Source organism: Vibrio sp. A37 (assembly GCF_059777565.1).
The window spans coordinates 1-25,606 of sequence record NZ_JBLNLI010000027.1; the positions used below are offsets into that span (position 1 = coordinate 1).

Here is a 25,606-nt window from a genome sequence, read left to right on the forward strand (position 1 = left end):
ATACCGGCCTGTCACGCCGGGGGTCGCGGGTTCGAGTCCCGTCCACTCCGCCATTAATAAAGGAGCCCTAGTCGAGAGACTAGGGCTTTGTTTCGGCTGATAAAAAACGATAATTTTTACACATGAGATAAGTTGTTGTAATAGTTATTGTTTATTGATTTGTCGCTGTATGCCTCGCTATTGCGAGGTTTTTATCATAAGCAGTAAATAAAAAGTTTAAGTCATACTTCGAATTTAGGAAGGACTCTGGATTCAGTACAGAGTCGGTGTTTCCTAAGCATAATAATATCAGCGAGTTGTTGAAATAATAATTGCGCTGGACTACACCCCTCTCACTCTCTGCTATCAACTGATTTTTGCAATAATATTTTCCAATACATTAGTTTTGTGAATATTAGAGTACAGTTGGCGCGCAGTTTTTAACCATAAAATAACTTTACTTGAGATTGGATGTTTGGTGTCTCTATGTTTTTTGACCTAAAAAAATTACTATTTTTTGTTGCAGGTGTGGTAGTGGTACTTGCACTTGCTTTTCTTTTTAGTACGGATAGATCTGGTATTAAAAAACGCCCTATTCTGCAAATGCTAGTTATCGAGCTAGTATTGGCTTGGGCACTCATGAAAACTACTATTGGTTTAACGATAGTTGGTGGTATTAATGCATTTTTTGTCAAATTGATGGATTTTGCTGGGCAAGGCACTAGCTTTGTATTTGGAGATTTGGCGCAAAAAGGACATTTTGTCTTCTACATGAATGTTCTAATGCCAATCATCTTTATTTCAGTGCTAATCGGTATCCTCCGTCACTTCAAGATTCTACCTGTTATTATCAAATATGTCGGTCTTGGATTAAGTAAAGTAAATGGCCTTGGCAAGCTAGAGTCTTTTAATGCGGTAAGCTCTCTATTAGTTGGTCAGTCAGAAAACTTTATCGCTATTAAGCAACTTATTCCTCATATGACTAACCAGCGTATGTTTACGCTTTCAGCAACGGCTATTTCGACAGTTTCTATGTCTATCGTAGGTTCTTACATGCAAATGATTGAACCACGTTATGTCGTTACTGCTATCTTGCTTAATATGTTCAGTACTTTCATCATCCTTTCTGTCATCAACCCATATGAATTGGAAGAAGGACAAGATCTTATCGTGACAAGCGAAGACGAGAAAAAGCAAAGCTTCTTTGAAATGCTTGGTGAATATATTATGGACGGCTTTAAGGTTGCTGTTGTCGTTTCGGCTATGTTAATTGGTTTTGTGGCGTTGATTGCTGCTATCAACAGTGTATTCGACATGGCATTTGGTATTACTTTCCAACAACTGCTAGGTTATGCGTTCTCTCCAATTGCTTACATGCTAAACATTCCATGGCACCAAGCTGCTCAGGCTGGCGCGATCATGGCAACTAAAGTAGTTACAAACGAATTTGTCGCAATGATAGATCTAACTCACTCGAAAGGCCTAGATCACCACACTATCGGTGTAATCTCTATCTTCCTTGTTTCTTTTGCCAACTTTAGCTCAATTGGTATGATCTCAGGAGCTGTGAAAGGTTTGTGTTCTGAGAAAGGCGATATCGTAGCGAAATACGGCTTCAAGCTTGTATATAGTGGCTTCTTGGTAAGCTTACTGTCTGCAGTTGTTGCTGGCCTAATGATTTCGTAAGCTGTCTTAAGCTCGAATTACTAAAACCCACCTTATCATTTGAATGTTAAGGTGGGTTTTTTGTATGTAGTATTCAACTACCACTTTGGTGGTAAATGAACACCACAAATAGAGGTATTCTATGAACTAGAGCAACTCTTTACTTTTTTTGTAGTTATATTATTACGGCGTTTTGCGTGTAGAAGGCAGTATGGGCAAGTAGCTCTTAATAAATAAGTCATAGACCAAACAACTAAATTTACGCACAATGACGTCGGTACCCAGCGAGCTATTAGGTTGTATGGCTCAAGGTGAAAACGGGTATGTTCGGCCACTAACAAGTTTAATTAATATAGCGCCGATACGATTTGATGACATAGCCCAGGAGTATTATAAATGTCTGTTTACGACACGATTAGTGTTATAGCCGCAATTGCGGTGTTTATCTCTCTCTTCAATCAGAGGTTTGGTAAGTTTCAAACGACCATTGCAATCACGGGGTGGTCAGTCGCTATTTCTTTAATAGTGATACTGTTGAGTAAGTTCGGAGTGATCCCTTTTCATGAGCAACAAGAAGTCATCCATATGCTCCAGCACATCCAGTTTGATGACTTTCTACTTAAAGGAGTTTTAGGTTTCTTATTGTTTGGTGGGGCGCTAAATATTGAGCTTACCCATTTGAAGGACCAAAAATTTGAAATTCCTTTTTTGGCTCTGGTGGCTACGTTATTCTCAACCTTCTTCATCGGCGCATTGCTTTACTTTATCTTCCAAAAAATCGGTATTCATATTGATTTCATCTACTGCTTGTTGTTCGGTGCGCTAATCTCACCAACCGACCCTATTGCTGTACTCGCTATCGTGAAAAAGATGCGAGCGCCGCAGCGTGTATCTACGCAAATCGAAGGAGAATCATTGTTTAACGATGGCGTTGGATTGGTGGTTTTCGTTACCTTGTTTGAGGTGGCATTCGGAAAATCAACACCGACGGTATGGAGCACACTAGAGCTATTTTTGCACGAAGCAGTTGGTGGCATTTTGTTTGGTTTAGTGTTGGGCTTTATTTTTCACCATATTATCAAGCGCACACCTGATAGCATGATGCGACTTATTTTAACCATGCTTATTCCAACAGCAGGCTATGTGCTGGGTGAACACCTTGAAGTATCTGCACCGCTTGCAATGGTTGTATCTGGTATCATCATTGGCAATATCACACGTAGCGGGATGGATGAGCAAGAGTCTCATCAAATGAGCCACTTGTGGGAGTTGGCGGATGAAATACTCAACGCGATATTATTCTTGCTTATCGGCCTTATCATGCTGACTTTCAGTTTCCACTACATCGATATTATTGCGGTGTTGATCGCTGTGCCTCTTGTGCTTTGCAGCCGTTATACTAGCGTGAAGCTCTCTTATGTCTTGTTTAAGTTTTATCGTAAATACAATCCAGAATCCGTCAAGATTCTCACATGGGGTGGGTTACGCGGAGGGTTAGCTTTGGCGATGGCGATGGCGATTCCAACTGGTGCGCAAGTTGTCAATGGGGTTGATATCAAGGAGATCATAGTGTTGATGACATATGCAGTAGTGGTCTTTTCTATCATCATTCAAGGTTCAACCATTACGCCTATGATTCAAAAAGCCAAAGATTGGGAAAAGAAAGGTTATTAAGTTCTAAAGTCTTAGGTGATAAAAAACCGCTTCACTGGTTTGGTGATAGCGGTTTTTTGTTAGCTAAATTTAGAGTTTTAGCTTGTTAATGTAAGGACTTTCTTGGATACCTCATTTGCGGCTTGAGTAAGGTCTTGCTTTTCTAAAGCTTGTGCGAGAAGAAGATAATCATCCCGATTGACTCGAATTGAAAGCGCTTTCTCTAGGTGCTTTTGCGCTTCAGGCCATAGTTGATTTTGTATATCTAAACGAGCTAGAGCACTATGTGCGTCAGCTAGGTTGCCATCTTTTTTTAGGATTGCTTCGAGCTGCTGAGTGATTGGATGCATGTCTGCCAATTTAATGCGTGGTAGCACAAGTAGTAATTCATTGATGGTTTGTTTCTTCAGCGCTTCTTTAGCTATGGTAAAAGCTTCTGCATCGGCGTGTTTTTCGATGAGCAGTTTAGTCATATGAACAATAATGTCAGGCTCAGTTTTTAGCTTCTTACTCAACTTATCCCAATACTGTATAAGTTGTTCTGTACTGCTTGTTTTTGCCATATCTGAGAGTAACCCAAGGTGAGCTTGGGTTTCGATTTCTTTTTGCTCTTTTGAGTCAATGATTTTTGCTTTGCTGAGGTGTGGGACAATATCGAGCAGCTCTTGCCATTGATTCAGTTGTATGTGAACTTTTTGAAGCAAGTTCAACAGTAGTGGATTCGTTGGGTGGTTTGAGTGCAGCTTAGAGAGTGTTTCATATGCGAGCTTAAATTCACCTTCCTTTACTTGTTGCTTGGCTAGAGTTAATGCAACGGCTAGAGATGAGTTATCTTGCTTACGAGCTAATTCAAGGTATCTATCGCGTTTAGCCTTATCGCCCATTTCTATCGCCGCTTCTGAGGCCATCAAATAGCACAGAAGAGGCATATCATGATGAGAGGCTCGGCGAGTGAATTTTTTTTCAGCCAGTTTCCACTGACCCTCAAGTAGCTTAATAATGCCTTCGTTAGTGTCTTGTCTTGAACGTTTTACTTTTCTAATCGTAAACCAGTGCCAAGTTGCTGAGCTTGAGCGTAATAGTTTCTTAAGCAAAGCTTCCGCAACAAATAAAATACCGAGTGTAATAACCACGAATATGACGAGTGTTGTGACACTCATTTCTATGGTTTTGTCTGCAATAGATATTAGGACATATCCTTGCTGGCCCGCATAGTGTGTGCCGACAAAGATACCAGCACCGAGTACGACAAAGAGAAAAATCAGTCTAAACATTATTTTTCCTCCGCGGTTAGACTAGTGACTTTGCGGGTGAGTTTTTCGGATATGATTTTGGACAAAATATCCTGAGATTGGAGTTTTACAGGGTATGTTACCTGAACCTTCTGCTGACTTAGGGTTTTTAGCGTGTTCTCAAATTGCTGGACTGAACTGCTATCTTGATCGAAATAGGTATGAGACCAATCTGATGCAGTTTTCAAAGCAGTCGAGTAGATGCCGTCTTTTTCGTCGTACACTGCGCGAATAGCAAGATCTAGCTTAGCAATGATGTTCTCTCGCAAGTAGAAATCCTGTTTTGGTGACAGCAGTGGTGTGACGTTGCCGTCACGAGTCCTGAAGGTGATAAAGTTTTCAGAAAACTCTTTTATTGACGTAAGCAAGTTTGTTTTCCAGTCACTTACATCAGATGACACTGCAGGTTTCTTATGTTCAGTGTCCTGTGGAAGGATCGCGTTGGCGAGAGGAAGTTTGTCTACTTGATTCTGTAGTGACATTAGACGAAGTACCAGTCCATCTCGGTCAATGATAGGCAGTGCCTTTAGGGCGGTAATGTCGTTTGCCATTGCTTGTCGAAGAGGGAATAGATTTGGATCGTTAAGAGTCGCGATTCGTTGGTCGGCACTTTCGAGTAGCTCTGTCGCACTGAACACATCGTGCTCCAGGTAAAGCTTACGAGCGGCAAGTTTAACAAGGTAGTCTGCTTCGGCAAGTAACCAGTCGTTTGGACTACGTCCTTTCATATCGGCGACCGCCATTTGTAGGCTTTTTATGCTTTTCTGATTTTGTGTGAGCTCTACTTGGGTTTGCTGCCCGACGGTAGCAATGTCCTTGCTAGTTTGGCTTTTAACCGAATCGATGCGTGTACCTAGGCTAGTTTGGTTTTGCTGCAACTGCTGTTTAAGTTGACTAATTTCTTGCTGATATTCAGCGTTCTTATTGTAAATTTGATAACTGAGCCCAGCGCCAATTAGGATAGATAACACTAGCGCTAATGAGCCTACTTTAGATCCACTTTTAGGTGTTTTAGCCTGCCCTTGAGCTGTACTGCTGCTGGCTTTATTCTTGTCTTGGTTCGTTGCTGAAGTTTGGCTTGCGTCGTCTTTCTTTTCAGGTTCAGTTTTCTGATTGTTGTTATTCGCCATTTTTTAGATCCTGTTTTCCTTAGCGCAGTGCATTAACTATGTCATGATGGGAAGCACCGCCAGTGTTTATTACTTGATTAAAGCCTAACCGTTTTGCTTTCTGTACAAGCCGTTGGCTTGGAACCAATAACTTTAATCCTAACACCCATTGCATATGTGTGGAGCCTATTTGTGACAAAAAATACTCGAGTTGATTGCCACTTGTCATAATCAGGGTGTCGATGCTGTTTGATTGCCAGCGTGGGACATATGTAGACGCATCAAATGGCAACATTTTTCGTTGATACACTTCCACGTATTCCACTTTTGCACCGCGGGCGGTCAGCCCATTGTACAAAGCTTCTCTCCCTCCATTCCCTCGAAGGATAACAATATGCTTGCCAGAGATATGCTGTAGGTCTGGCATGGCTAGCAGGTGTTCGCTGTCACTCGCAGTTGGGTAATGGATAGGTAATTGAGTAATCTTTTCCATGGCTTGAGCTGTTTTTTGCCCGACTGCAAGATAGGTGCATGATGGCCATGGGGTGTTGGTTTTCTCTAATTGTCTTTGAGAATACGTAGCAACGTGCTGGCTCACTGCAATGACAATATCTGCAAGGGCTAACTGCTTGCGTAAATTGTTCAGACCAGAGCCAGCAGCAATGGTCATAATAGAATGACAAACTGCGGACACTCCGATGTTAGCCAGCTGCCGACAGAGTGCTTCTCCTTGCTTCTGTGGACGTGTGACTAGAATCGTCATATGTTAATCATTCTCGCAATATAATTTGCTGAGTATATCTTTAGCACCTTCATCGAGAAGCTGCTTAGCTAAAGTTTGTCCTAGTTGCTTCGCTTGCTCTCTAGGCCCTCGGATCTCTCCACGGACGATCTGTGAGCCATCAGGTTCGCCCACTAACGCTCGAAGCCATAATGAATCTTCTTCTAGCAAAGCATAACTACCGATTGGTACTTGGCAGCCTCCTTCTAGAAATAAATTCATAGCTCGCTCGCAAGTGACCCTATCGGTTGTGTCTTGGTGACTAAGTGGCTCAAGCAATTGGTGTGTTCGCTTGTCATCGATACGGCACTCGATACCTACCGCACCTTGGCCAGCAGCTGGCAGTGATTGGGTGGGTTCAATATAGCTTCTGATGCGAGATTCTAACTCTAAGCGCTTCAAGCCAGCTGCCGCTAGGATAATTGCATCGAAATTGCCATCATCGAGCTTGCTCAAACGAGTACCGACATTGCCTCTTAATTCCTTGATTACTAAGTCTGGTCTAGCTGCTTTTAGTTGGCATTGCCTACGCAAGCTACAAGTACCAACTGTTGCGCCTTGTGGTAATTCGTCAATATTGTTGTAGGTATTGGAAACAAACGCATCGCGAGGGTCTTCTCGCTCACAAATGGTGACAAGGCCTAGCCCGGGTGGGAATTCTCCTGGAACATCTTTCATAGAATGAACTGCGAGATCTGCGCGACCTTCGAGCATTGCTACTTCGAGTTCTTTTACGAAAAGCCCCTTACCTCCAACTTTAGCAAGTGGTGTATCTAAGATGATATCGCCTTTGGTCACCATAGTGACAAGCTCAACTTCAAGCCCGGGGTGCGCTTCAATTAGGCGCTGTTTGACGTGATTAGCTTGCCAGAGGGCAAGAGGGCTTTTTCTAGTGGCGATACGAATTGGTTGGGATGTATTCATGGTTGCTAAATATGACTAAATAATTTTGTTTAATCGTATCATCCACTAAACAAAAAGTATCAGTATTTGCTTTAGATGATGAACAAATGATGACAAAAAGCGAGCAAGTAAAAATAAATAATGTGATTTATCTCTCGTTTGTAATATGGGCTATTATTAGAAAAAGGAGATACGTACCACACTATGTTCCAGCGAATACTGACAGGTGACTGCAAGGATGTGAGTTGTGATGTATCGTTCAATTCTTTACCAATAAAATAAAAAATGTTAAATTGATCACGTTTTGGCGTGTATTTTGAACAAAATATAGTCAGGCAACTATTGATACTCAAACCAAGGATAGACCCTTGCAGGCTTATACAGATACGTTAATTCAAAGATTAGATCGGCTGAATCGACAGCGTATTGATCGTGCGCTGGCGCTTATGAGCTTGCCAAGCCAACGAGTATTTAATCTTATCCCCGCATTGTTTCACTATCATCTTCCTTCTATCCCTGGCCACTTTGATGACTATGTTCCATCTGGTGTATTTGGTTTCCAGCCTTCCGAAGAACAACTGAATCTCTTAGTCGAGCTTGGTTTAGAAGTAAAAGTTGACACCGGCTTGGTGAATAATTCAACTGATATACTCGCGCTTTATACCATGGGCAGCACATCTTCCATTGGTCAAAGTACCTCAAGTGACCTAGATGTCTGGGTTTGTGTTTCTCCTGAAATGGACAGCGAAAACAGAGATCGACTCACCTTGAAATGTGCCCTAATTACTGACTGGGCAAAAACTCAGGGTGTGGAAGCTAACTTTTTCTTGATGGATGAGCAGCGATTTAGAAGTAATTGCTCTGAAGAAATGACAGGTGACAATTGCGGCTCTTCTCAACATCTTTTGTTACTTGACGAATTCTACCGTTCTGCTGTTCGTTTAGCAGGGCAAAGGTTGCTTTGGCAGATAGTTCCTCCGGAAATGGAAGAAAACTATGACGAATATGTGGCTGAACTCTGTAGCGGCGAGTATATAGATTGCTCTGAGTGGATTGATTTTGGTCAGCTTAGCCGAATCCCCGCAGAAGAATACTTTGGATCAAATCTTTGGCAGCTATACAAAAGTATCGACTCCCCATATAAGTCTGTTCTCAAGGCGATATTGCTTGAAGCTTATTCTTGGGCATATCCAAATACTGAGCTGTTGAGTATCGATAGCAAAAGACGTTTCTTTTCCCATGAGCCTGATTTGTATGGGATGGATGCGTACTATTTAATGCTTGAGAAAGTCACGCATTATCTTGAACATATTGGTGACGAAACCCGTTTAGAGCTTGTTCGTAAGTGCTTTTATTTGAAGACTCACGAGAAATTATCTCGCGAGCCTAGTATCGGTTCGGTAAAATGGCGTCGTGAAGCGCTCGCTGACATGGTCGATACATGGCAGTGGCAGCAATCAACTCTTATTGAACTTGATGACCGTCGTAACTGGAAAGTTGAACAGGTTAAAGTCGTTCATCATGCGTTGCTTGATGCGCTGATGCAAAGTTATCGTAACTTGATTCGCTTTGCGCGTAAAAACGACATCACATCTACTATTAGTCCTCAAGATATTAGTATCTTGGCTAGAAAGCTGTATGCGGCTTTTGAGGTGTTACCAGGTAAAGTGACACTTTTGAACCCGCAAATATCCCCAGATTTGCACGAGGCAGACCTCACCTTTATTGAAGTGAGTAAAGGGGGGATTAATAAAGCAGGTTGGTACTTGTACAAACAACCGCTGATTCCTCATCGCATTATCGGCCAACCAAAGCTTGAACATAACGAGTATTTGAGTAAGTTAGTTGCTTGGGCATTTTTTAATGGCTTAATTACTGAAGCGACCCGCCTTCATTCAGTCGTGAAACAAGCTGACATTGATATTGATAAGTTTTATCAAATGGTCAGTGACTTACGCAATACATTTTCGTTGCATAAACGTCGTCCTAGTATGCAGGCCCTTGCGAGTCCATGTGAGATCAGCCAGTTGGCGATGTTTATTAACTTTGAATCTGACCCGACGTCTAATGTCAGTGCGAAGTCGCTCAAAGTCGATTTAAAGAACACCGATATCTTTAGTTTTGGCGAGGAAGACTTAAGCTTAGTCGGTAGTGTTGATTTAGTTTATCGAAATTCTTGGCATGAAGTCCGCACTCTGCATTTCGAAGGTGAGACGGCAATACTCGATGCTTTAAAAACAGTGCTGAGTAAGATGCACCAAGATGCGCTGCCTCCTGAGTCGGTTGATGTGTTCTGTTATGGTAAGAACCTACGCGGCATGATGCGTAATATGATTTATCAGCTCCTCGCTGAGTGCATTGAACTCAGACTCAAGCCTTTTGAACAAGAGAAAAACCGCAGCTTTAAAGCCATTCGTGTGGCAGGCAAAATGTATGGTTTATTCTTTGAAAGACGAGGTGTGTCTGTGCAGAAGCTTGAGAACTCTGTCGACTTCTATCGCTGCATTTCTACCAATAAGCTTACGGGCTCAACCTTGATGGTTGTGGACAAAGAAAAAGATTATCAATTACCTCAGGTGGTGGATGGTTTTGCTAGTGAAGGGCTCATTCAATTTTTCTTTGAAGACACTGAGCATGGATTTAATATTTACGTATTAGATGAGGCAAATAAAATAGAAGTTTATCACCAGTTTAGTGGTGAAAAAGATGAGATGATATCAAGTGTTAACAGCTTCTATACGTCAGTAAAAGATGAAAGCAAGCTCTCTACCCAGCTAATCAACTTCAATTTGCCTCAATATTATCAAATCGTGCATTCCAATGATGGTGAGGATTATGTGGTGCCATATCGCAATGATAATTCGATTCAACTTAAGCCATCAAGAACGGTGACAGCCTAAGTTCGACTGTTAACCTCATACATGGTGTTGTTAATTTTCTTATCCGAATCTGAAGTTACTTAGGTTTCTATTCCCACTCAATGTCTTCTTGGCATTGGTTTTCGCATTCTCTTTTCACCATTGAGTGAAATTCAACTCCGGTCTTGGAACAAATCCATTCATCGTCAACAAGCTTGAAATGGTAGCCACCCGTTTTTGAAGCTAACCAGATTTCATGCATGGGTTCTTGACGATTGATGATGATTTGGCTTCTATCTTCAAACTCAAGGGTCATTACATTACCAGATACTTCGTAATCAATATCTGCGCCGGAGTTATCGATCGCTTCTTCTATTTGCTGTAATTGAGCATCTACATTTTGATGAAATTCGGTGTCATTCATCTTTCATTATCCTGTTGCATTTCTTGGGTGTGGTGCGATTATAGAGGGCATAGAGTTAATAATCACGATATCAACGATGAAAAAATCACTTATAGCATTGACAGTGATGTCTGCATTAGCCTTGGCGGGCTGTGGTCAAAGTGGCCCTTTATATATGCCAAAAGAAAATACAACTAATTCCGAGGCCCAAGCTGCTCCGCAAGCGAATGGAACTCAGTCGACTGCCCCAAGTGCTCAAACGGACAATCAATCCGAATAGCGCGCGTGATAAATAAAAGCGAAAAGTAAAGGTAAGAAAATTGGATTATTTCAACTATCGTGAAGATGGCCAGTTATGGGCTGAAGACGTCGAGTTATCGGTATTAGCAGAACAATATGGCACTCCCTTATATGTCTATTCTCGTGCGACACTTGAGAGACATTGGAATGCGTTTGATAAATCAGTCGCAGGACACCCACATTTAGTTTGTTATGCAGTAAAAGCGAATTCGAACTTAGGTGTACTTAACGCTTTGGCTCGATTGGGATCTGGCTTTGATATTGTCTCTGGTGGAGAGCTCGAGCGAGTGATTGCTGCAGGTGGCGATCCGGCTAAAGTGGTTTTTTCTGGCGTGGGTAAAACAAGCCAAGAAATGAAGCGAGCACTTGAGCTTAAAATTAAATGTTTCAACGTTGAATCTGAGCCAGAATTAGAGCAATTAAATCAAGCTGCCGCTGAGTTGGGTGTAAAAGCGCCGATTTCTCTGCGTATTAATCCAGATGTGGATGCCAACACTCATCCATATATCTCAACTGGCCTAAGAGATAATAAATTTGGTATTGCGTTTGACCGCGCACCTGAGGTGTATAAGTTTGCACAAAGCTTATCTAATCTGGATATTCAAGGCATTGATTGTCATATCGGCTCTCAGCTGACAGATATCGAACCCTTTATTGATGCGACAGATAGACTGCTGGCTTTGATTGACGATTTGAAAGCACATGGCGTAAACATTCAGCACCTAGATGTGGGTGGTGGTCTTGGCGTGATATATCGTGATGAAATGCCTCCACAGCCTTCTGAGTACGCTAAAGCGTTGTTAGATAGGCTGCACAATCATCAAGACTTAGAACTGATATTCGAGCCAGGCCGCGCTATCGCAGCAAATGCTGGTGTCTTGCTCACTCGAGTAGAGTTTTTAAAACATACAGAGCATAAGAACTTTGCCATCATTGATGCTGCGATGAATGATTTGATGCGCCCAGCTCTTTATCAAGCTTGGCAAGATATCGTGCCAGTTTCACCAAGGGATGGGGAAACGACGACTTATGACCTCGTCGGTCCAATTTGTGAAACAGGGGACTTTTTAGGTAAGGATCGAGCACTCGCGTTAGAAGCAGGTGATTTACTTGCTGTACGCTCTGCTGGTGCCTATGGTTTTGTTATGTCTTCGAATTATAACACTCGTGCACGTGTTGCTGAGGTAATGGTCGATAAAGACCAAACGCACCTCGTCCGCCAACGCGAAGAGCTGTCTAGCTTGTGGGCACTTGAAAATGTACTTCCGGAGTAAATAACACAGTATGCACTTTCACTTTTCTAAGATGCATGGTTTGGGTAACGACTTTATGGTCGTAGATTGTGTCACTCAAAACATCTTTTTTTCACCAGAATTAATTCGTCGTCTTGCAGACAGAAATACTGGTGTAGGCTTTGATCAGTTGTTAATAGTCGAAGCCCCTTATGATCCGGAAACTGACTTTCATTATCGAATATTCAATGCTGATGGCAGCGAAGTTGAACAGTGTGGCAATGGTGCACGCTGCTTTGCTCGATTTGTTCGTATGAAAGGTTTGACCAATAAATTCAGTATTAGTGTTAGTACTAAGAAAGGTAAGATGATTCTCAATATTGAGGAAGACGACCAAGTCAAAGTGAACATGGGCGCACCTGAATTTGAGCCAAATAAGATACCGTTCAAAGCGAAACAGGCTGAAAAGACCTATATTATACGAACTGATGAGCATACTTTATTTTGTGGAGCTGTCAGTATGGGTAATCCTCATGTTGTCACTGTGGTTGAGGATGTTGCAAGCGCTGACGTCGAGCAGTTAGGCCCATTGCTGGAATCCCACGAGCGTTTCCCAGAGCGAGTTAACGCGGGCTTCATGCAAATCATCTCTCGCAATGAAATTAAGCTGCGAGTGTATGAGCGTGGCGCTGGTGAGACACAGGCTTGTGGCAGCGGCGCCTGTGGCGCGGTGGCTGTAGGCATTGTGCAAGGGTTACTTGACGAGAATGTCACGGTGCACTTACCAGGCGGTAAACTGAAAATCCAGTGGAATGGTTCAGACAAACCGCTTTATATGACAGGCCCAGCTACCCATATTTATGATGGACAGCTTTCTTGTTAACTTTAAGGATGAATTTTGTCTCAAATTGATGCAGACGCACTGACAGCGCAAGTTGTCACTGAGTATTTAAAAGATCACCCTGATTTTTTTCTTCAGAGACAAGAGCTCGTTGAGCACTTGTCTCTTCCCAACCCAGAGAGAGGCTCTGTATCTCTCGTTCACGTACAAATGAACCGTCACCGCCAACGTATTGAAGAGCTGGAAGAAGAAATCACGGCTCTTATGTCTCTTGCTGCGGATAATGATAGAACGTTTCATGAGTTTATGGATCTTCAAGAGCAGATACTCAAATGCAATGACCTTTTTAGTGCGATTCAGCGTATTGAGAATAAAGCCAAAAGCCTAAACCTTGAGGCTTATATACGTCTGTTAGATGCTGAAGAATCTTGCTATCAAATTTCTCAAGCTCAGTATCAAAAATTTGCTAGTCAGAACTTGAATGGAAAAAGTGCTTTCTTGGGGCGTTTACGCAATTGTGACCGTCACTCCTTACTAGGGGAGTTTGCGTCCACTCCAGAGCTCGGCTCTTACGTAGTGCTTCCTCTGGCAAGGAAACAGATTCTTGGATTATTGATATTTGGAAGCGAAGACGGTGGTCATTTCCAACCGAGCATGGATACGTTGTTTTTACGCCATCTAGCACTCGTATTTTCTCATTTGGTAGAGGCTTTGCCTTGGAACTCAATCGGTGCAGATCATGACCAGCTCTCAAATAGTTCTTCCTCGTAGTTTACAAAAATCTCTGGAGCGCTTTTACGAGTATTTACGAAGTGAGAAAGGGCTCAGCTTGTATACCCAACGTAATTACAAACAGCAACTCGAAACAATGGCGTCTCACCTCAATACGATGGGGGTAAACGAGTGGCGTGATGTTGACTCCTCTTGGGTAAGGCAGTTGGTGAGCAAAGGCAAGAGAGATGGTATGAAAGCGAGCAGTTTGTCGACTCGCCTTTCATCCCTGAGAAGCTTTTTTGACTTTTTGATTTTACGTGGTGAGTTAGAAGCAAACCCCGCAAAAGGGGTGTCGGCTCCTCGAAAGCGTCGACCACTACCAAAAAACTTGGATGTAGATGAAGTTGGCCAGCTTCTTGAAGTGAATGAAGATGATCCTCTTGCAATACGCGATAGAGCCATGATGGAGCTAATGTATGGTGCTGGTTTGCGCTTATCAGAGCTGATTAGTATTAACGTTAAGGACGTTGGTTTTCATAGCGGTGAGATCCGGGTAGTCGGTAAAGGTGATAAAGAACGCGTCGTGCCTTTTTCAGGTTTAGCTGAAGAGTGGGTCGGTAAATGGCTTAAAGAGCGCTCAGGGCTAGCCAATGCTGATGAAAAAGCCTTGTTTGTGTCGAAACTCGGCGTGCGCATTTCCCACCGTAGTGTGCAAAAACGTATGGCAGAGTGGGGGCAAAAACAGGCTGTCGCTAGCCATATTAGCCCGCACAAATTGCGCCACTCTTTTGCGACCCATGTACTTGAATCGAGCAATAATTTGCGTGCAGTGCAAGAACTTCTTGGACATGAAAATATTTCAACGACTCAGATATACACACACCTAGACTTTCAGCATCTAGCGCAAGCATATGACGCCGCTCACCCAAGGGCGAGAAAAAAGGGCAAGAAATCCTAAATGCTTATATACCGTCGACTCCATGATATAAAAGCGGTCACCTTCGATCTCGATGATACTTTGTACGATAATCGTCCGGTGATCGCTCGATTAGAAGTAGAGTTAGCGCAATGGATGACAAAACACCATCCTATTTTTCGCTCTCAGCCTTTATCTTGGTGGAAAGCTTTAAAACAGGAATTGGCGAAAACAGAACCAACCTTAACCCACAATGTCTCACTGTGGCGTCATCAACAGCTTAAGCGAGGATTGCAGCGTTTGGGCTATTCCTCCACGCGAGCGCTAGAAGCTGCAAATGACGCTATGGTGCAGGTAACCTACTGGCGAAGTCAGTTTGAAGTGCCCAAACAGAGCCATGAAGTGTTGGAAGCACTATCTAAAATCTATCCACTTGTTGCAATCACAAATGGCAATGTTGATGTGGACAGAATTGGCTTAAGTGACTATTTCCAAACGGTTCTTAAATCAGGGCTTGATGGGTTGGCAAAACCTCTTCCTGATTTATTTGTTAAGGCTCAACAGTCTCTGAAGCTTCATCCCAGCCAAATCCTGCATGTCGGTGATGCGCTTAATGCTGATATTGTCGGAGCAAAGCGCGCTGGTTTTCAAGCTTGTTGGATAAACTTAACCAATATAAGCCTTTTAAAACAACGCAAAGCGACGTTATTGCCTGATGTAGAAATTGACAGCATTGGCGAGCTGCGATCATTTCTTTAAACAGTGACCACTTCTATCGGCTTGAAATACATTCAGATAATGCGTAAAAAACGCTTGTAGCTGAGATGCTTGCAGCCCCTCTCCATGAGCTTTAAGCAACTCACAGCCGACTTCCAGCGAACATAAGTGCCCTTGCTCTTGGTTGCGACGCAGCGTGTAACCAGATGGAGAGCTGATGTCAGAGATTGACACAGTAGGGAGATGACTTAACCAGCTCGACTTCTTAATCATTTTTTTAGCTTCCTGCCATGTACCATCGAGAATAATATAAACATTTTCCTTTGTTGTTTTTGCTATAACGTTATTTACATCAGTACTTTTTTCATCTGGAAACACAATAAATGGCTGTAGATTCGGTGACAATATATAGTCAATAAAGCCTTCTGGCGCAGAAAGTCTATCCCAAACAAAGTATTGGCAATTCGGTAGGGTTTTAAGCAACAGTTTCCCGCTGTTCGTTGCGCGTTTAAGCTCGTTTGGGTGCATCAATAAAGCGAGCTTTACATCGCTATTGAGCTTAGGGATTAATGAGCAAATGCATTGATGCATAAAACCACATTCAGTGCAGGGCAACGTGGTACTTGAATCACTCATCTATTTTAAACTACTGGTACGATAGAGCACTAAGCCGCCATCTGAAATAGGGTACAGAACATTGCCCACTTTTTCTGAGTCGGCAGTGAGTTGGTTGCCATCAAGAGTAAAAATCCTTTGTGAAATTAGGCGTTGTTGCTGGTGTTGAGTCATCAACACCTGTATTTGGGTATCGTTGAGTTGTTGCCAAAAACCGTGTTCAACAACATCGGCTTGACCGTCCCGATAGCTATATACGGCTTTTGCCGAGTGATCTTTATTGAGCTTCAACTGGATATCGAATTGTGATGATTTTGTTGAAGAAGCAGAGTAGGTACCAACCCAAGATAACGTGTTGTCAGTATTTCCTATTATCCCACAGCCTTTATATGTTTCGTTATTGAATGTTAAGGAGGCGGACCAGCCAGATAAAAAGTTTCGTGCATCGTTAGTACACACTTTTTTCGACAATACTAATTGACCGTGTTTGAGTTGATATACGCGCTTGGATGAAGATATCGATGAGGCTTCAACTCTATAGGTGTGCTGTGACCGCCCAGAGAGCTTTATCTTCGCTTTATTTGGCACAAATGATACGGCCCAGGCTGGCTCACTGCCAAAAGCGCGTGTCGGCTGGGCGGGGTTATCACATAAACTGTATTTGAAATTAGTGAGATAATTTATGTTATCAACAACAAACTTACCGGAGTATCCTGCGCTAAAGCCAACGCTATCTGGTGGCGTTAAATGGCCAACAAGTTCAGCATACATTGGCTCATAGGGAGTTTTTTCAATCGATTGGGCGAGTTTTAATTCTGAGTCTGGCAATTGGATCCAATATTGTTGGCTGCTACCGCATGGAGTGAGTGAGCGCACCTCTTGCCCAAGAACGACTTGCCCACGTATGGTGAAAGGCTGAAGCTGAATACTGGTGGGGTTTGTTAGAGTTGCACTTTTTTCAACTGGAGCACTTTCTTGTACTATTGAGCAACCTTGTAATAGGGTTAATGTAACTAGCGCCACAGGGTATAGCATTGCCTTCATCAGATATCTCTTATTCTCAGACGACGTGGAGTCTATTATGGCATATTGGTTGTTTAAAACCGAACCGGATACTTACTCAATCGACACCTTGCAAGCTGAAAAAGTGTCTTGCTGGGAAGGTGTTAGGAATTATCAGGCAAGGAATATGATGAGAGATAAAGTGAAGCTGGGGGATTTGGTCTTTATTTATCATTCTTCTTGTAAGAATGTCGGTATCGCTGGCATAGCGAAGGTAGTAAGAGAGGCTTACCCCGATCACTTTGCTTTTGAGCCAGAAAGTGATTACTACGATGTAAAATCAGACCCCAGTGATCCCACGTGGGTAATGGTCGATGTAGAGTTTGTTCGTAAGCTAGATAACCTGATTCCGCTGAGTAAACTTAAATCCATGCCAGAGTTGGTTGATATGCCTTTAGTTAAAAGAGGCAATCGCCTATCCATAATGCCAGTTGGTGAGCAAGAATGGCAGGCGATAATGTGCAGTCACCATAGCGCTTAGACTTATTGGAATATGGCGATTTAAATGTCCTTTAAAAGGTGTTGTTTAAGGTAGTGAGCGACGGCATCTTCGGTATTTGCACCGATAACCTCATTATTTGGTAGTGCATTGAAAACTCGTTGGTGGGCAGTTCCCATCACTAGCCCTTTTCCAGCCATGGTCAACATTTCAACGTCATTCATTCCATCTCCAAATGCGATGCAATTGTCTAGCGAATGACCGAGTTTATTCGCGACGACTTCTAAAGCTTCGCCTTTAGATACGCCCGCTCCCATCACCTCTAAACACTCTGGAGTGGAAAATGCCACATTGACGCAGTCACCAAAGCGTTCGTTGATGAGATCTTCAAACTGCATTAGGAATTCATGAGTACCTCTAGGGTGGGTAAAAAATATCTTGGAGATCCCTTCTGTTGGTGCATTGCGAGCGTCGAAAATATCAAAAAAGAAGCCAGAGCTTTCGTTAAAGCGCTTCAGATCTTCATCAGCTTGGTTGATTAGCCAGTCGTCATTTCGATACAAGTTGATCTTCATATCCGTTTCATGTTGGACAACATCGATGATGTCTTGTACCAAATTTTGAGGAACATTATGACTAAACATAAGGTTGTCTTCAGTGTCGTGCACTCTGGCGCCGTTAGAAGTCACCATATAAGCTGGAATGCCAGCCAGCTCTCTGATGCCAGCAACATCAACGTGGTGGCGGCCGGTCGCGAATACGAACGTATAGCCTGCTTGATGAAGTTGCTTTAAAGTGTGTTTGGTAAATACGCTTAATTGGTGGTTTGGCTGAAGTAGAGTGCCATCTAAATCTGATGCCACGATACGTATAGGGGAGGTGATATCGCTATTGGTCATGGAGTCCTCTAAAGAGATACAGTAAATCTATTCTGGCTTGGGTACGTTTCCAGTGTACGACATTTACTGCTAGAAAAAGAGGGTAAAAGTTCTACAGGATATTTCCCATTTTAATATTTAGTGAAAAAAGCCAGTAGTGAGCTTAATACTATATTTCTGCAATCATCTTTTTCAAACATCAATTCATGCTTAGCGCCTTCGATAGCGATGAACTCTGCTTTACTATTTGATTTTTTTAGTCGGTTGAAAAACTTAACCTGACATTTGTTCGACACTATTCGGTCGTTGCTACCTTGTATTATTTGCAACGGAATTTGAATATGTCTCGCCATTTGTAAGCATTGCTTGGCTGCCATTAAAGCTTGCCAAACCCAGCGAACACTTGGGCCGCCAACTTTAAGCTCTGGCATAGATTCGTACAGGTCCCGGAACCAGCGGTAGCGCACTTCACTTTGTGATAGAAGATTACCTTCAAATGGTTTTGCATTATATCGGCTGTAGCCCGGCGCATAATTTGTTTTTGGAGAGAACGCTGCCATGATTTGCGTCAGTGGGATAGCAACAGGTTGTAGCCAAGCTGGCATTGGTACGCCATACATTGGCGCGACGAGGCAAGCTGCGTCAAATGCATGGTTAGTATACGTTTGTAGGTATCGAGTGCAGATCGTTGAGCCCATAGAGTGGGCGAGCAAGTATCGTTTATTGTAATGAGATAAATCAAAATCTTTCAATAGCAGCGACATATCTTCAATGTAGTCGGTGAAGTCATAAACGTAGCCCATTTCTTTATCTTCCACTAAGCGATCAGATAAGCCTTGTCCTCTATGGTCAAAAGAGTATATGTCGTAACCTTGCTGAAACAGCTCATAGAATAGTTCTCGGTATTTCCAGCTTGATTCTATTCTTCCGTTGACCACTACGACGGCTTTATTGTGCTCAGGCGAGGTTATTTTGCACCAATACAGCTTAGCTTTGTCGACGCGCGAAGTTGTGAAACCTTCTTTACGGTTTTTCCATAATTCAGCGGCATCTTGATTGATCACGGTATCAAAATTGGACTCTTGGGTATAAAGCGTTGGAGTATTTGAGCTGGACTGATTCATAGGTGCCTTGAATTCGAGCGGAAACCATTGAATTATGTGCTCGTTAGGTGCTGAAGTCGAGTCTCTGGGTAATAAATTCATAGTTAACTTCAACTGTGAAGTTTTTATGACATACCGTATTCCTCATTGACTGTTTGAATTTCATTATTCAATATATATGGAAATTCACATATGCAGATATAGATATGTTACCTCATCAATTTTTTAAATTGCTTTCCGACGAAACACGAGTGCGTTGCTTGATGCTCATTGTCCATGAGCAGTGCTTATCCGTTGGTGAGTTAACTGAGGCTTTAAAGGAAAGCCAACCAAAGATCTCTCGCCATTTAGCTCAACTTAGATCGAGTGGGGTGTTGGTCGATGTACGCCAAGGGCAATGGGTGTTTTATCGCTTGAACAGTGAACTGCCTGGTTGGGCAAAGAAGCTAATAGAACACCTAGTGGCTTCCAATTGTTTGAAGAATGAATATCAGCAAGATATTGACCGAATTCAGGCAATGAAAGACAGACCCGTTTGTTGTCAATAATTAAGTTTTTGAGGAAGAAGTGCTATGAGCATCAAAGTAGGTATTAATGGTTTTGGTCGTATTGGGCGTCTCGCAATGCGTACGGCGTTTGATTGGCCAGAATTAGAATTTGTGAAAATCAACGATGTTTCCGGAGATGCAGCCACTCTTGCACACCTACTTGAGTTTGATTCAGTGCAAGGTCGCTGGCTTCACGAGGTCCATACTGAAGGTAGTGAACTGCACATAGCAGACAAGAAAGTTGAGACTTTTCAGCAGCAGAATATTGACGATGTAGATTGGTCTGATTGTGACGTCGTTATTGAATCAACGGGTGTGCACAGAAAAACCTCTTTTCTCAATAAATACCTTGAACAGGGTGTGCAGCGTGTAGTGGTATCAGCTCCAGTAAAAGAGCCGGGGATTGCTAACATTGTTGTTGGTGTTAACGATAATATTTTTGAACCTGAGAAACACCGTATCGTGACAGCAGCATCTTGTACAACAAACTGTATTGCTCCTGTGGTGAAAGTGATCCATGAGAAGCTGGGTATTGAGCAGTCTTCATTTACCACCATTCATAATCTCACCAACACCCAGACAATTTTGGATGCTCCACATAAAGATCTGCGTAGAGCGAGAGCCTGCGGTACTAACCTGATTCCAACTACAACAGGTAGTGCGACTGCAATTGTTGAAATATTTCCTGAGCTAAAAGGCAAAATTAATGGTCATGCTGTTCGAGTTCCGTTAGCCAATGCATCTCTTACAGATATCATCTTCGACGTGAAACGCGATACGACAGCAGAGGAAGTCAATGCATTGCTAAAAGAAGCTTCGCAAGGTGAGTTGAAGGGCATCCTTGGCTATGAAGAAAAACCGCTAGTCTCAATTGATTACAAAGGTGATCAACGCTCGACTATTGTTGATGCCTTGTCGACCATGGTTGTTGGAACTCGAATGGTGAAAGTCTACGCTTGGTATGACAATGAAATGGGTTACGCAACTCGAACGGCTGAGCTTGTTCGTAAAGTCGGTTTAGCATAGAAATACATAGAGAGAGCCATGTTATCTTCATTGGATAAAAGTGTGCGGCAATATGCCTTGGTGACGTTTAATTATTGGAACTTCACGCTAACGGATGGCGCGTTGCGCATGTTGGTAGTTTTGTATTTCTACGGTCTCGGGTATTCGACCCTAGAAATCGCTTCACTTTTTCTGTTTTATGAATTTTTTGGAGTGGTGACCAACTTAATTGGTGGTTGGCTTGGGGCAAGAATGGGCCTCAACCGAACCATGAATATTGGACTTGCCATGCAGATATTGGCTCTTTGCATGCTCGCAGTGCCGACTGAGTGGCTCGTCATTCCTTGGGTAATGCTTGCTCAAGCTTTATCTGGGATTGCCAAAGATTTAAATAAAATGAGTGCCAAAAGTGCAATCAAAGCGTTGGTTCCTAACGATCAACAAAATGCTTTGTATCGCTGGGTAGCGATTCTGACCGGTTCAAAAAACACCCTAAAAGGAGTTGGGTTCTTTTTAGGGGGCCTGCTGCTTACACTGGTTGGTTTTAAATTTTCCGTTCTTATCATGGCGGCGGTGTTGGCAGTGGTATTCGTTTGTAGCCTAATTTTCTTAGAGAGTGATTTAGGCAAGTCAAAGAGTAAGCCTAAATTTAGCCATCTTTTTTCGAAGTCTGGGTCAGTGAATACGCTTTCCGCTGCGAGGATGTTCTTATTTGGTGCGCGAGATGTTTGGTTTGTTATCGCGTTACCCATTTATCTTGGCAGCGTGTTCGGTTGGGATCATCTTCTTGTTGGTGGGTTTATCGCTATTTGGGTAATGGCTTATGGTATCGTTCAGGGTATTGCACCAAAGATAACGGGTAAGGAGAAAGGTCATATTCCCGATGGTCGAGCCGTATTTATTTGGGCGCTTGGGCTGTCAGTTGTCACGGGCGTTATCGCGTACTTAGTACAAATTGGTTGGGAGCCTGAGTTTGTCATCGTTGTTGGGCTAATGATCTTTGGCGCGGTCTTCGCTATCAATTCATCTCTACACTCTTATCTAATAGTAAGTTATGCCAAAGGAGATGGTGTATCTCTAGATGTAGGTTTCTACTATATGGCGAACGCAATGGGACGGCTTATCGGTACAGTGCTGTCCGGTTGGGTATTTCAAATTGGTGGCATCGTGCCTTGCCTATGGGTGTCTTTTGCCTTTTTGTTTGTTGCAACGGTTATCTCGGTAAGATTACCTAAGATGAACAAATTGGAGCCTGCAAGTTAGCATTTACGAAAATTTACAGGTAAATGCGTAGAAAAAGAACAATATATACATAACAATAGGATTAGGCTTATTGGAAATGGAGGGAAACCATGTCTGATATTGAGAAAGTCATCCTACGAACGCGTAAGATAGAATCATTGCTGAGACTGCAATATCATGCGGAAGGAAAAGGTTTGGATCAGCTAATTACTAGCTGTGAAGAACGTTTGCCTCACGATGTGATTGATAAGTTACGCTACATAGCATCGACTTACGACAAAGTTGTTCATGAAGATCAATACAGTTCTGACTTAGGCCGTCAATTTCTCTCTGCTTGTCATGACTGTGAGCGTGACTTAACTCCTAGAAGTGGCCGATTTATCTGGCGAGTTGCTATTACTCTAATGACATTAATTACGTTAATTGCAATCGCTTTTTATTATACGCACTGGGATGAATTGACTCGACACATTATCGTCAACCCTAAGTAGATTGACGTTAAACGTTCAAAATTAAACCAAACAAAAAAGGACACTCTACTGAGTGTCCTTTTTTGTTTTTTGTGAGTCTTAGTAAAGCAAGGGCAGTGCGGTAAATGCACTGAGTATTAATGCGATTATTACAAGACCTTGTTTTTGCGAGGAAGAAATCATAGCACTGCTCCTATTAATTGGTTAACGAAAGTATGTAATACATATTAGCACTACTTTTGGCCTTAGATCAAACTTATTGGCTTATATTTTTCAAATCTAATGCTTTTGTATGTTAAATGTCAGGTAAATCGATACGTTTTACATGGTTTTTTGGTTAGATCTAAATTTGTTCACTAAGCATTTTTAGATGGAATTTTTAATGTAAGTGTTTGTTTTGTTAGGTTAAAATATTTGTTTGTTTTGTGTTCTAATTTGGATTGTTTGTGTTATTTGGTTTGTGTTGTGAAATTCTTTATGTTTGCCAAAAATTGACGGTTAATTTGATTTTTACTTGCAGTGTAAGACTGATTTGCCTACTTGTTTTGAGAAAACTCATGGATTAACGGTATTTTATCCATATAGGTGATGTTAGGTGTTCTCTTAGATCTCTATAGCTATTAATACAATGTTTCTTTAGTAAGGTGTTGATATTTAATGATGTTTATTTGTTTTTTTCTCGGTTTTTAATCGGGTGAAACTCGCCTATATGTACATGGAGGGCAAAGTTTTTTGTATAGAGGTAGGTTAAGAGACTTTGATGCAATGAATAGGTTAATTGTAGATATGGTTATCACCAAGAGGTTATAGTGCCTATTTACGCTAAGGTAAATGATGACAAATCTGTTGTAAGACAATGAATGATATCTAGCAAAAGTCTCCCAATTGTTGCTATATTCCCCACTAAGTATTGTGTCAGTAACTATGAGTAAATAGATGGATATTATATCTGTGTCCGTGATGCTTTTTTTAATCATGGATCCAATGGGTAATCTACCCATTTTCTCTTCTGTATTACGTCATGTTGAGAAAAAAAGAAGGCGAGTTGTACTCATTCGCGAGCTGTTATTCGCTCTCGCGGTAATGCTGTTATTTCTTTATTCTGGAGAGAAAATTTTAAACTTTTTGTCTCTCCAACAAGAAGCGATCACTATCTCAGGAGCGATAATTCTGTTCCTTATTTCGCTTAAAATGATTTTCCCAAGTAAAGATGGTGCGCTTGGTTTGGCTGCTGGGGAAGAGCCGTTTATCGTACCTCTTGCCATCCCTATGCTTGCAGGGCCTTCGATACTGGCGACCTTGATTCTTATTTCGCATCAAAAACCCAATCAAATGGGTGAGCTAGCATTAGCGCTGGTTATTGCTTGGGCGGCTTCATCTATTATTCTCCTGTTAGGGGAAGTGTTTGAAAGAATTGTTGGGCCTAAGGGGCTTGCAGCGATTGAAAGGTTAATGGGGATGTTGCTGTTGATGATTTCGGTACAAATGTTCTTAAATGGAATATTGAGTTATATCGAGCAGCTACATAAAGTCGTAAACTGAATTGTTAGCAGTGGATAACATAAGGGCTAGACTTGCGTCTAGCCCTTATGTATTTAGGTCATGTATTTTCTGCGAATATCCAACAAAGAGAAAATACCAAACACCAAAATAGACCATTTTTCCCATCGAGTCATATTCACTTTGTCGCCAAAAGCACCAATAAAGATAAGCATCTGTAGTCCATGCATGATGAATAAAAAAGCGGTCATAATATATAGTGCAACGGCGGATTTACCCGGGAAAGGGTGAAAAATATTGGCTATCAGAACTAACCAAACAAACCCTATTGCAGCTTTCGCTAATAAAATTAGTATTTTCATTCAGGTATCCTTGTATATAATCTGTAGCAGACTTGGCCTGCTACTTTTTCCCTATATAACTGCCAGTTTTCTGGGATCTCAGTTAGAGTAAGTTCTTTTTCGGTCTCAATATAAATCATAGCGTCTTTAGTAAGCCAGTTATTTGATTCAAGTAGATAGACCGTTTTTTCTAACAGCCCTTGTCTAAAGGGTGGGTCAATAAAAACGATATGGTTAGGTGTTCCTGATTGTTCAAGATAACTCAACGCGTCTTTATTAACGACTTGGATATTATCCGCTTTAAGTGAGACAACATTACTTTTGATTTGTTGATATGCTTGCTTATTTAGTTCAACAAGAGTGACTTGGTCTGCTTGTCTTGAAGCGGCTTCAAAGCCAAGCCCACCGCTACCAGCGAATAGATCTAAGCATCGAGCATTTGGGACATCGGTCGCAATCCAGTTAAATAGTGTTTCTTTTACTCTGTCGGTTGTTGGCCTTAAACCTTCAGCATCGTGTACAGGCAGTTTTCGTCCTCGCCACCGTCCACTGATGATTCTGACATGCCCCGTTGATGACTTTTTTTGAACTGTGTTTTGTTGGCGACGTTTTACCATAGATTTTTTGACCGCAAATAAAGTGATACTATACCGAGTTGCCAATTGAAACGCAGTTGGCAATACCCCAAATTGTACAATGACAGAGCTTTTCAATCTAATGTGAAAGTTTTCATGGCTTTGTCATTTATCTTTTCTTAAGACGAGATAATTCTCAGAGAAAAGAGTCATAGTTAGAATAAGTAGATCTAGGATATCTCCAGATGACGGAAAAAAAGAAGCGCGGATTACTTTCTTGGCTTGGCTTTGGTGACGAAGAAAAAGTAGAGTCACAAGCAGAACAACTAGAACAAGAAAAGCAAGTTGAAGAGGTCGAGCAAGCTCAACCTGAAGATAATGTTGAACAAGAACCCCAGCAGGAAGAAACTGCAGAAGCAGAAGCAGAAGCAGAAGCAGAAGCAGAAGCAGAAGCAGAAGCAGAAG

General features: G+C 42.1%; 25 protein-coding genes and 2 pseudogenes. 16 read left to right on the plus strand and 11 right to left on the minus strand.

Translation table 11 applies throughout. The features are described from left to right. The first annotated feature begins 465 nt into the window (after nucleotides 1-465). Nucleotides 466-1,665, plus strand: coding sequence for a NupC/NupG family nucleoside CNT transporter (locus ACM2FC_RS21840; protein WP_498483168.1), 1,200 nt, complete (start codon nucleotides 466-468; stop codon nucleotides 1,663-1,665). 375 nt (nucleotides 1,666-2,040) lie between these two features. Then, nucleotides 2,041-3,318 carry a cation:proton antiporter gene (locus ACM2FC_RS21845; protein ID WP_498483169.1) on the plus strand — a complete coding sequence of 426 codons (1,278 nt, stop codon included), beginning with the start codon at nucleotides 2,041-2,043 and terminating at the stop codon, nucleotides 3,316-3,318. Between the two features lie 77 nt (nucleotides 3,319-3,395). On the opposite strand, the gene ACM2FC_RS21850 is transcribed toward ACM2FC_RS21845, so the two are convergent. The 4 genes from ACM2FC_RS21850 to hemC are packed head-to-tail and all read right to left on the minus strand — an operon-like array spanning nucleotide 3,396 to nucleotide 7,403. Next, nucleotides 3,396-4,571: a heme biosynthesis protein HemY gene (locus ACM2FC_RS21850; RefSeq protein ID WP_498483170.1), complete on the minus strand. Its 1,176-nt coding sequence runs from the start codon at nucleotides 4,569-4,571 to the stop codon at nucleotides 3,396-3,398. After that, a complete protein-coding gene (locus tag ACM2FC_RS21855; RefSeq protein ID WP_498483171.1) occupies nucleotides 4,571-5,719 on the minus strand; it encodes a uroporphyrinogen-III C-methyltransferase in 1,149 nt (382 codons plus the stop codon). The genes ACM2FC_RS21850 and ACM2FC_RS21855 overlap by 1 nt, the downstream gene beginning before the upstream one ends. 19 nt (nucleotides 5,720-5,738) lie before the next feature. After that, a complete protein-coding gene (locus tag ACM2FC_RS21860; protein ID WP_498483172.1) occupies nucleotides 5,739-6,461 on the minus strand; it encodes a uroporphyrinogen-III synthase in 723 nt (240 codons plus the stop codon). Between the two features lie 3 nt (nucleotides 6,462-6,464). Continuing rightward, nucleotides 6,465-7,403 carry a hydroxymethylbilane synthase gene (gene hemC / locus ACM2FC_RS21865; protein WP_498483173.1) on the minus strand — a complete coding sequence of 313 codons (939 nt, stop codon included), beginning with the start codon at nucleotides 7,401-7,403 and terminating at the stop codon, nucleotides 6,465-6,467. Between the two features lie 347 nt (nucleotides 7,404-7,750). Here hemC and ACM2FC_RS21870 point away from each other — a divergent pair, with 347 nt between their 5' ends. After that, on the plus strand, nucleotides 7,751-10,282 hold the full coding sequence (locus tag ACM2FC_RS21870; protein WP_498483174.1) for a class I adenylate cyclase: 2,532 nt from the start codon (nucleotides 7,751-7,753) through the stop codon (nucleotides 10,280-10,282). 67 nt (nucleotides 10,283-10,349) lie between these two features. On the opposite strand, the gene cyaY is transcribed toward ACM2FC_RS21870, so the two are convergent. Next, nucleotides 10,350-10,664, minus strand: a complete 315-nt coding sequence (gene cyaY / locus ACM2FC_RS21875) for an iron donor protein CyaY (protein ID WP_498483175.1) — start codon at nucleotides 10,662-10,664, stop codon at nucleotides 10,350-10,352. 76 nt (nucleotides 10,665-10,740) lie between these two features. Here cyaY and lptM point away from each other — a divergent pair. The 6 genes and pseudogenes from lptM to yigB form a co-directional block, all read left to right on the plus strand. Further along, nucleotides 10,741-10,854, plus strand: a pseudogene (lptM, locus tag ACM2FC_RS21880) (LPS translocon maturation chaperone LptM); the annotation flags it as partial. Nucleotides 10,855-10,963: 109 nt separating this feature from the next. Beyond that, the gene (gene lysA, locus ACM2FC_RS21885) at nucleotides 10,964-12,217 is read left to right on the plus strand and encodes a diaminopimelate decarboxylase (protein ID WP_498483176.1); all 1,254 of its coding nucleotides are present in this window, start codon (nucleotides 10,964-10,966) and stop codon (nucleotides 12,215-12,217) included. A gap of 10 nt (nucleotides 12,218-12,227) precedes the next feature. Further along, nucleotides 12,228-13,058 carry a diaminopimelate epimerase gene (dapF, locus tag ACM2FC_RS21890; protein ID WP_498483177.1) on the plus strand — a complete coding sequence of 277 codons (831 nt, stop codon included), beginning with the start codon at nucleotides 12,228-12,230 and terminating at the stop codon, nucleotides 13,056-13,058. Nucleotides 13,059-13,073: 15 nt separating this feature from the next. Next, the gene (locus ACM2FC_RS21895) at nucleotides 13,074-13,787 is read left to right on the plus strand and encodes a DUF484 family protein (RefSeq protein ID WP_498483178.1); all 714 of its coding nucleotides are present in this window, start codon (nucleotides 13,074-13,076) and stop codon (nucleotides 13,785-13,787) included. Then, nucleotides 13,756-14,688: a tyrosine recombinase XerC gene (gene xerC / locus ACM2FC_RS21900; protein ID WP_498483179.1), complete on the plus strand. Its 933-nt coding sequence runs from the start codon at nucleotides 13,756-13,758 to the stop codon at nucleotides 14,686-14,688. The genes ACM2FC_RS21895 and xerC overlap by 32 nt, the downstream gene beginning before the upstream one ends. Continuing rightward, nucleotides 14,689-15,405, plus strand: coding sequence for a 5-amino-6-(5-phospho-D-ribitylamino)uracil phosphatase YigB (gene yigB, locus ACM2FC_RS21905; RefSeq protein WP_498483180.1), 717 nt, complete (start codon nucleotides 14,689-14,691; stop codon nucleotides 15,403-15,405). It begins immediately after the preceding gene. Here the strand turns inward: yigB and ACM2FC_RS21910 are convergent. Together ACM2FC_RS21910 and ACM2FC_RS21915 are read right to left on the minus strand one after the other, a co-directional pair. Next, nucleotides 15,394-15,999, minus strand: coding sequence for a tRNA-uridine aminocarboxypropyltransferase (locus ACM2FC_RS21910; RefSeq protein WP_498483181.1), 606 nt, complete (start codon nucleotides 15,997-15,999; stop codon nucleotides 15,394-15,396). The two genes, yigB and ACM2FC_RS21910, sit on opposite strands and share 12 nt — an antisense overlap. After that, nucleotides 16,000-17,022: a COG3650 family protein gene (locus ACM2FC_RS21915; RefSeq protein WP_498483182.1), complete on the minus strand. Its 1,023-nt coding sequence runs from the start codon at nucleotides 17,020-17,022 to the stop codon at nucleotides 16,000-16,002. Between the two features lie 37 nt (nucleotides 17,023-17,059). Between ACM2FC_RS21915 and ACM2FC_RS21920 the strand changes: the two genes are divergently transcribed. Next, entirely contained in the window at nucleotides 17,060-17,521 is a 462-nt protein-coding gene (locus tag ACM2FC_RS21920; protein WP_498483183.1) for an EVE domain-containing protein, read from the plus strand. Nucleotides 17,522-17,541: 20 nt separating this feature from the next. Here the strand turns inward: ACM2FC_RS21920 and ACM2FC_RS21925 are convergent, their stop codons facing one another. Both ACM2FC_RS21925 and ACM2FC_RS21930 read right to left on the minus strand, forming a co-directional pair. After that, complete coding sequence (locus ACM2FC_RS21925) at nucleotides 17,542-18,378, minus strand: Cof-type HAD-IIB family hydrolase (protein WP_498483184.1); 837 nt, start codon at nucleotides 18,376-18,378, stop codon at nucleotides 17,542-17,544. A 110-nt stretch (nucleotides 18,379-18,488) separates the two neighbouring features. Beyond that, entirely contained in the window at nucleotides 18,489-19,481 is a 993-nt protein-coding gene (locus ACM2FC_RS21930; protein WP_498483192.1) for an alpha/beta fold hydrolase, read from the minus strand. A gap of 185 nt (nucleotides 19,482-19,666) precedes the next feature. Here ACM2FC_RS21930 and ACM2FC_RS21935 point away from each other — a divergent pair, with 185 nt between their 5' ends. The 5 genes from ACM2FC_RS21935 (at nucleotide 19,667) to ACM2FC_RS21955 (ending at nucleotide 24,267) form a co-directional block, all read left to right on the plus strand. Continuing rightward, nucleotides 19,667-20,008: a metalloregulator ArsR/SmtB family transcription factor gene (locus ACM2FC_RS21935; RefSeq protein ID WP_498483185.1), complete on the plus strand. Its 342-nt coding sequence runs from the start codon at nucleotides 19,667-19,669 to the stop codon at nucleotides 20,006-20,008. 24 nt (nucleotides 20,009-20,032) lie between these two features. Then, the gene (locus ACM2FC_RS21940) at nucleotides 20,033-21,034 is read left to right on the plus strand and encodes an ArsJ-associated glyceraldehyde-3-phosphate dehydrogenase (protein WP_498483186.1); all 1,002 of its coding nucleotides are present in this window, start codon (nucleotides 20,033-20,035) and stop codon (nucleotides 21,032-21,034) included. 18 nt (nucleotides 21,035-21,052) lie between these two features. After that, complete coding sequence (arsJ, locus tag ACM2FC_RS21945; protein WP_498483187.1) at nucleotides 21,053-22,276, plus strand: organoarsenical effux MFS transporter ArsJ; 1,224 nt, start codon at nucleotides 21,053-21,055, stop codon at nucleotides 22,274-22,276. An 89-nt stretch (nucleotides 22,277-22,365) separates the two neighbouring features. Beyond that, on the plus strand, nucleotides 22,366-22,746 hold the full coding sequence (locus ACM2FC_RS21950) for a DUF4145 domain-containing protein (protein ID WP_498483188.1): 381 nt from the start codon (nucleotides 22,366-22,368) through the stop codon (nucleotides 22,744-22,746). Between the two features lie 915 nt (nucleotides 22,747-23,661). Further along, nucleotides 23,662-24,267 carry a YhgN family NAAT transporter gene (locus ACM2FC_RS21955; protein WP_498483189.1) on the plus strand — a complete coding sequence of 202 codons (606 nt, stop codon included), beginning with the start codon at nucleotides 23,662-23,664 and terminating at the stop codon, nucleotides 24,265-24,267. A 53-nt stretch (nucleotides 24,268-24,320) separates the two neighbouring features. On the opposite strand, the gene ACM2FC_RS21960 is transcribed toward ACM2FC_RS21955, so the two are convergent. Continuing rightward, nucleotides 24,321-24,587: a DUF1145 domain-containing protein gene (locus ACM2FC_RS21960; protein WP_498483190.1), complete on the minus strand. Its 267-nt coding sequence runs from the start codon at nucleotides 24,585-24,587 to the stop codon at nucleotides 24,321-24,323. Beyond that, a complete protein-coding gene (gene rsmD, locus ACM2FC_RS21965; RefSeq protein WP_498483191.1) occupies nucleotides 24,584-25,183 on the minus strand; it encodes a 16S rRNA (guanine(966)-N(2))-methyltransferase RsmD in 600 nt (199 codons plus the stop codon). The genes ACM2FC_RS21960 and rsmD overlap by 4 nt, the downstream gene beginning before the upstream one ends. A gap of 203 nt (nucleotides 25,184-25,386) precedes the next feature. On the opposite strand from rsmD, the pseudogene ACM2FC_RS21970 reads away from it, so the two are divergent. Further along, nucleotides 25,387-25,606 (plus strand): annotated as a pseudogene (locus ACM2FC_RS21970) (signal recognition particle-docking protein FtsY); the annotation flags it as partial.

Coding starts and splice junctions, on each gene's coding strand:
- ACM2FC_RS21840 (WP_498483168.1), top strand. CDS start 466: ATGTTTTTTGACCTAAAAAAATTACTATTTTTTGTTGCAGGTGTGGTA.
- ACM2FC_RS21845 (WP_498483169.1), top strand. CDS start 2,041: ATGTCTGTTTACGACACGATTAGTGTTATAGCCGCAATTGCGGTGTTT.
- ACM2FC_RS21850 (WP_498483170.1), bottom strand. CDS start 4,571: ATGTTTAGACTGATTTTTCTCTTTGTCGTACTCGGTGCTGGTATCTTT.
- ACM2FC_RS21855 (WP_498483171.1), bottom strand. CDS start 5,719: ATGGCGAATAACAACAATCAGAAAACTGAACCTGAAAAGAAAGACGAC.
- ACM2FC_RS21860 (WP_498483172.1), bottom strand. CDS start 6,461: ATGACGATTCTAGTCACACGTCCACAGAAGCAAGGAGAAGCACTCTGT.
- hemC (WP_498483173.1), bottom strand. CDS start 7,403: ATGAATACATCCCAACCAATTCGTATCGCCACTAGAAAAAGCCCTCTT.
- cyaY (WP_498483175.1), bottom strand. CDS start 10,664: ATGAATGACACCGAATTTCATCAAAATGTAGATGCTCAATTACAGCAA.
- dapF (WP_498483177.1), top strand. CDS start 12,228: ATGCACTTTCACTTTTCTAAGATGCATGGTTTGGGTAACGACTTTATG.
- xerC (WP_498483179.1), top strand. CDS start 13,756: ATGACCAGCTCTCAAATAGTTCTTCCTCGTAGTTTACAAAAATCTCTG.
- yigB (WP_498483180.1), top strand. CDS start 14,689: ATGCTTATATACCGTCGACTCCATGATATAAAAGCGGTCACCTTCGAT.
- ACM2FC_RS21910 (WP_498483181.1), bottom strand. CDS start 15,999: ATGAGTGATTCAAGTACCACGTTGCCCTGCACTGAATGTGGTTTTATG.
- ACM2FC_RS21915 (WP_498483182.1), bottom strand. CDS start 17,022: ATGAAGGCAATGCTATACCCTGTGGCGCTAGTTACATTAACCCTATTA.
- ACM2FC_RS21920 (WP_498483183.1), top strand. CDS start 17,060: ATGGCATATTGGTTGTTTAAAACCGAACCGGATACTTACTCAATCGAC.
- ACM2FC_RS21925 (WP_498483184.1), bottom strand. CDS start 18,378: ATGACCAATAGCGATATCACCTCCCCTATACGTATCGTGGCATCAGAT.
- ACM2FC_RS21930 (WP_498483192.1), bottom strand. CDS start 19,481: ATGAATCAGTCCAGCTCAAATACTCCAACGCTTTATACCCAAGAGTCC.
- ACM2FC_RS21935 (WP_498483185.1), top strand. CDS start 19,667: ATGTTACCTCATCAATTTTTTAAATTGCTTTCCGACGAAACACGAGTG.
- ACM2FC_RS21940 (WP_498483186.1), top strand. CDS start 20,033: ATGAGCATCAAAGTAGGTATTAATGGTTTTGGTCGTATTGGGCGTCTC.
- arsJ (WP_498483187.1), top strand. CDS start 21,053: ATGTTATCTTCATTGGATAAAAGTGTGCGGCAATATGCCTTGGTGACG.
- ACM2FC_RS21950 (WP_498483188.1), top strand. CDS start 22,366: ATGTCTGATATTGAGAAAGTCATCCTACGAACGCGTAAGATAGAATCA.
- ACM2FC_RS21955 (WP_498483189.1), top strand. CDS start 23,662: ATGGATATTATATCTGTGTCCGTGATGCTTTTTTTAATCATGGATCCA.
- ACM2FC_RS21960 (WP_498483190.1), bottom strand. CDS start 24,587: ATGAAAATACTAATTTTATTAGCGAAAGCTGCAATAGGGTTTGTTTGG.
- rsmD (WP_498483191.1), bottom strand. CDS start 25,183: ATGGTAAAACGTCGCCAACAAAACACAGTTCAAAAAAAGTCATCAACG.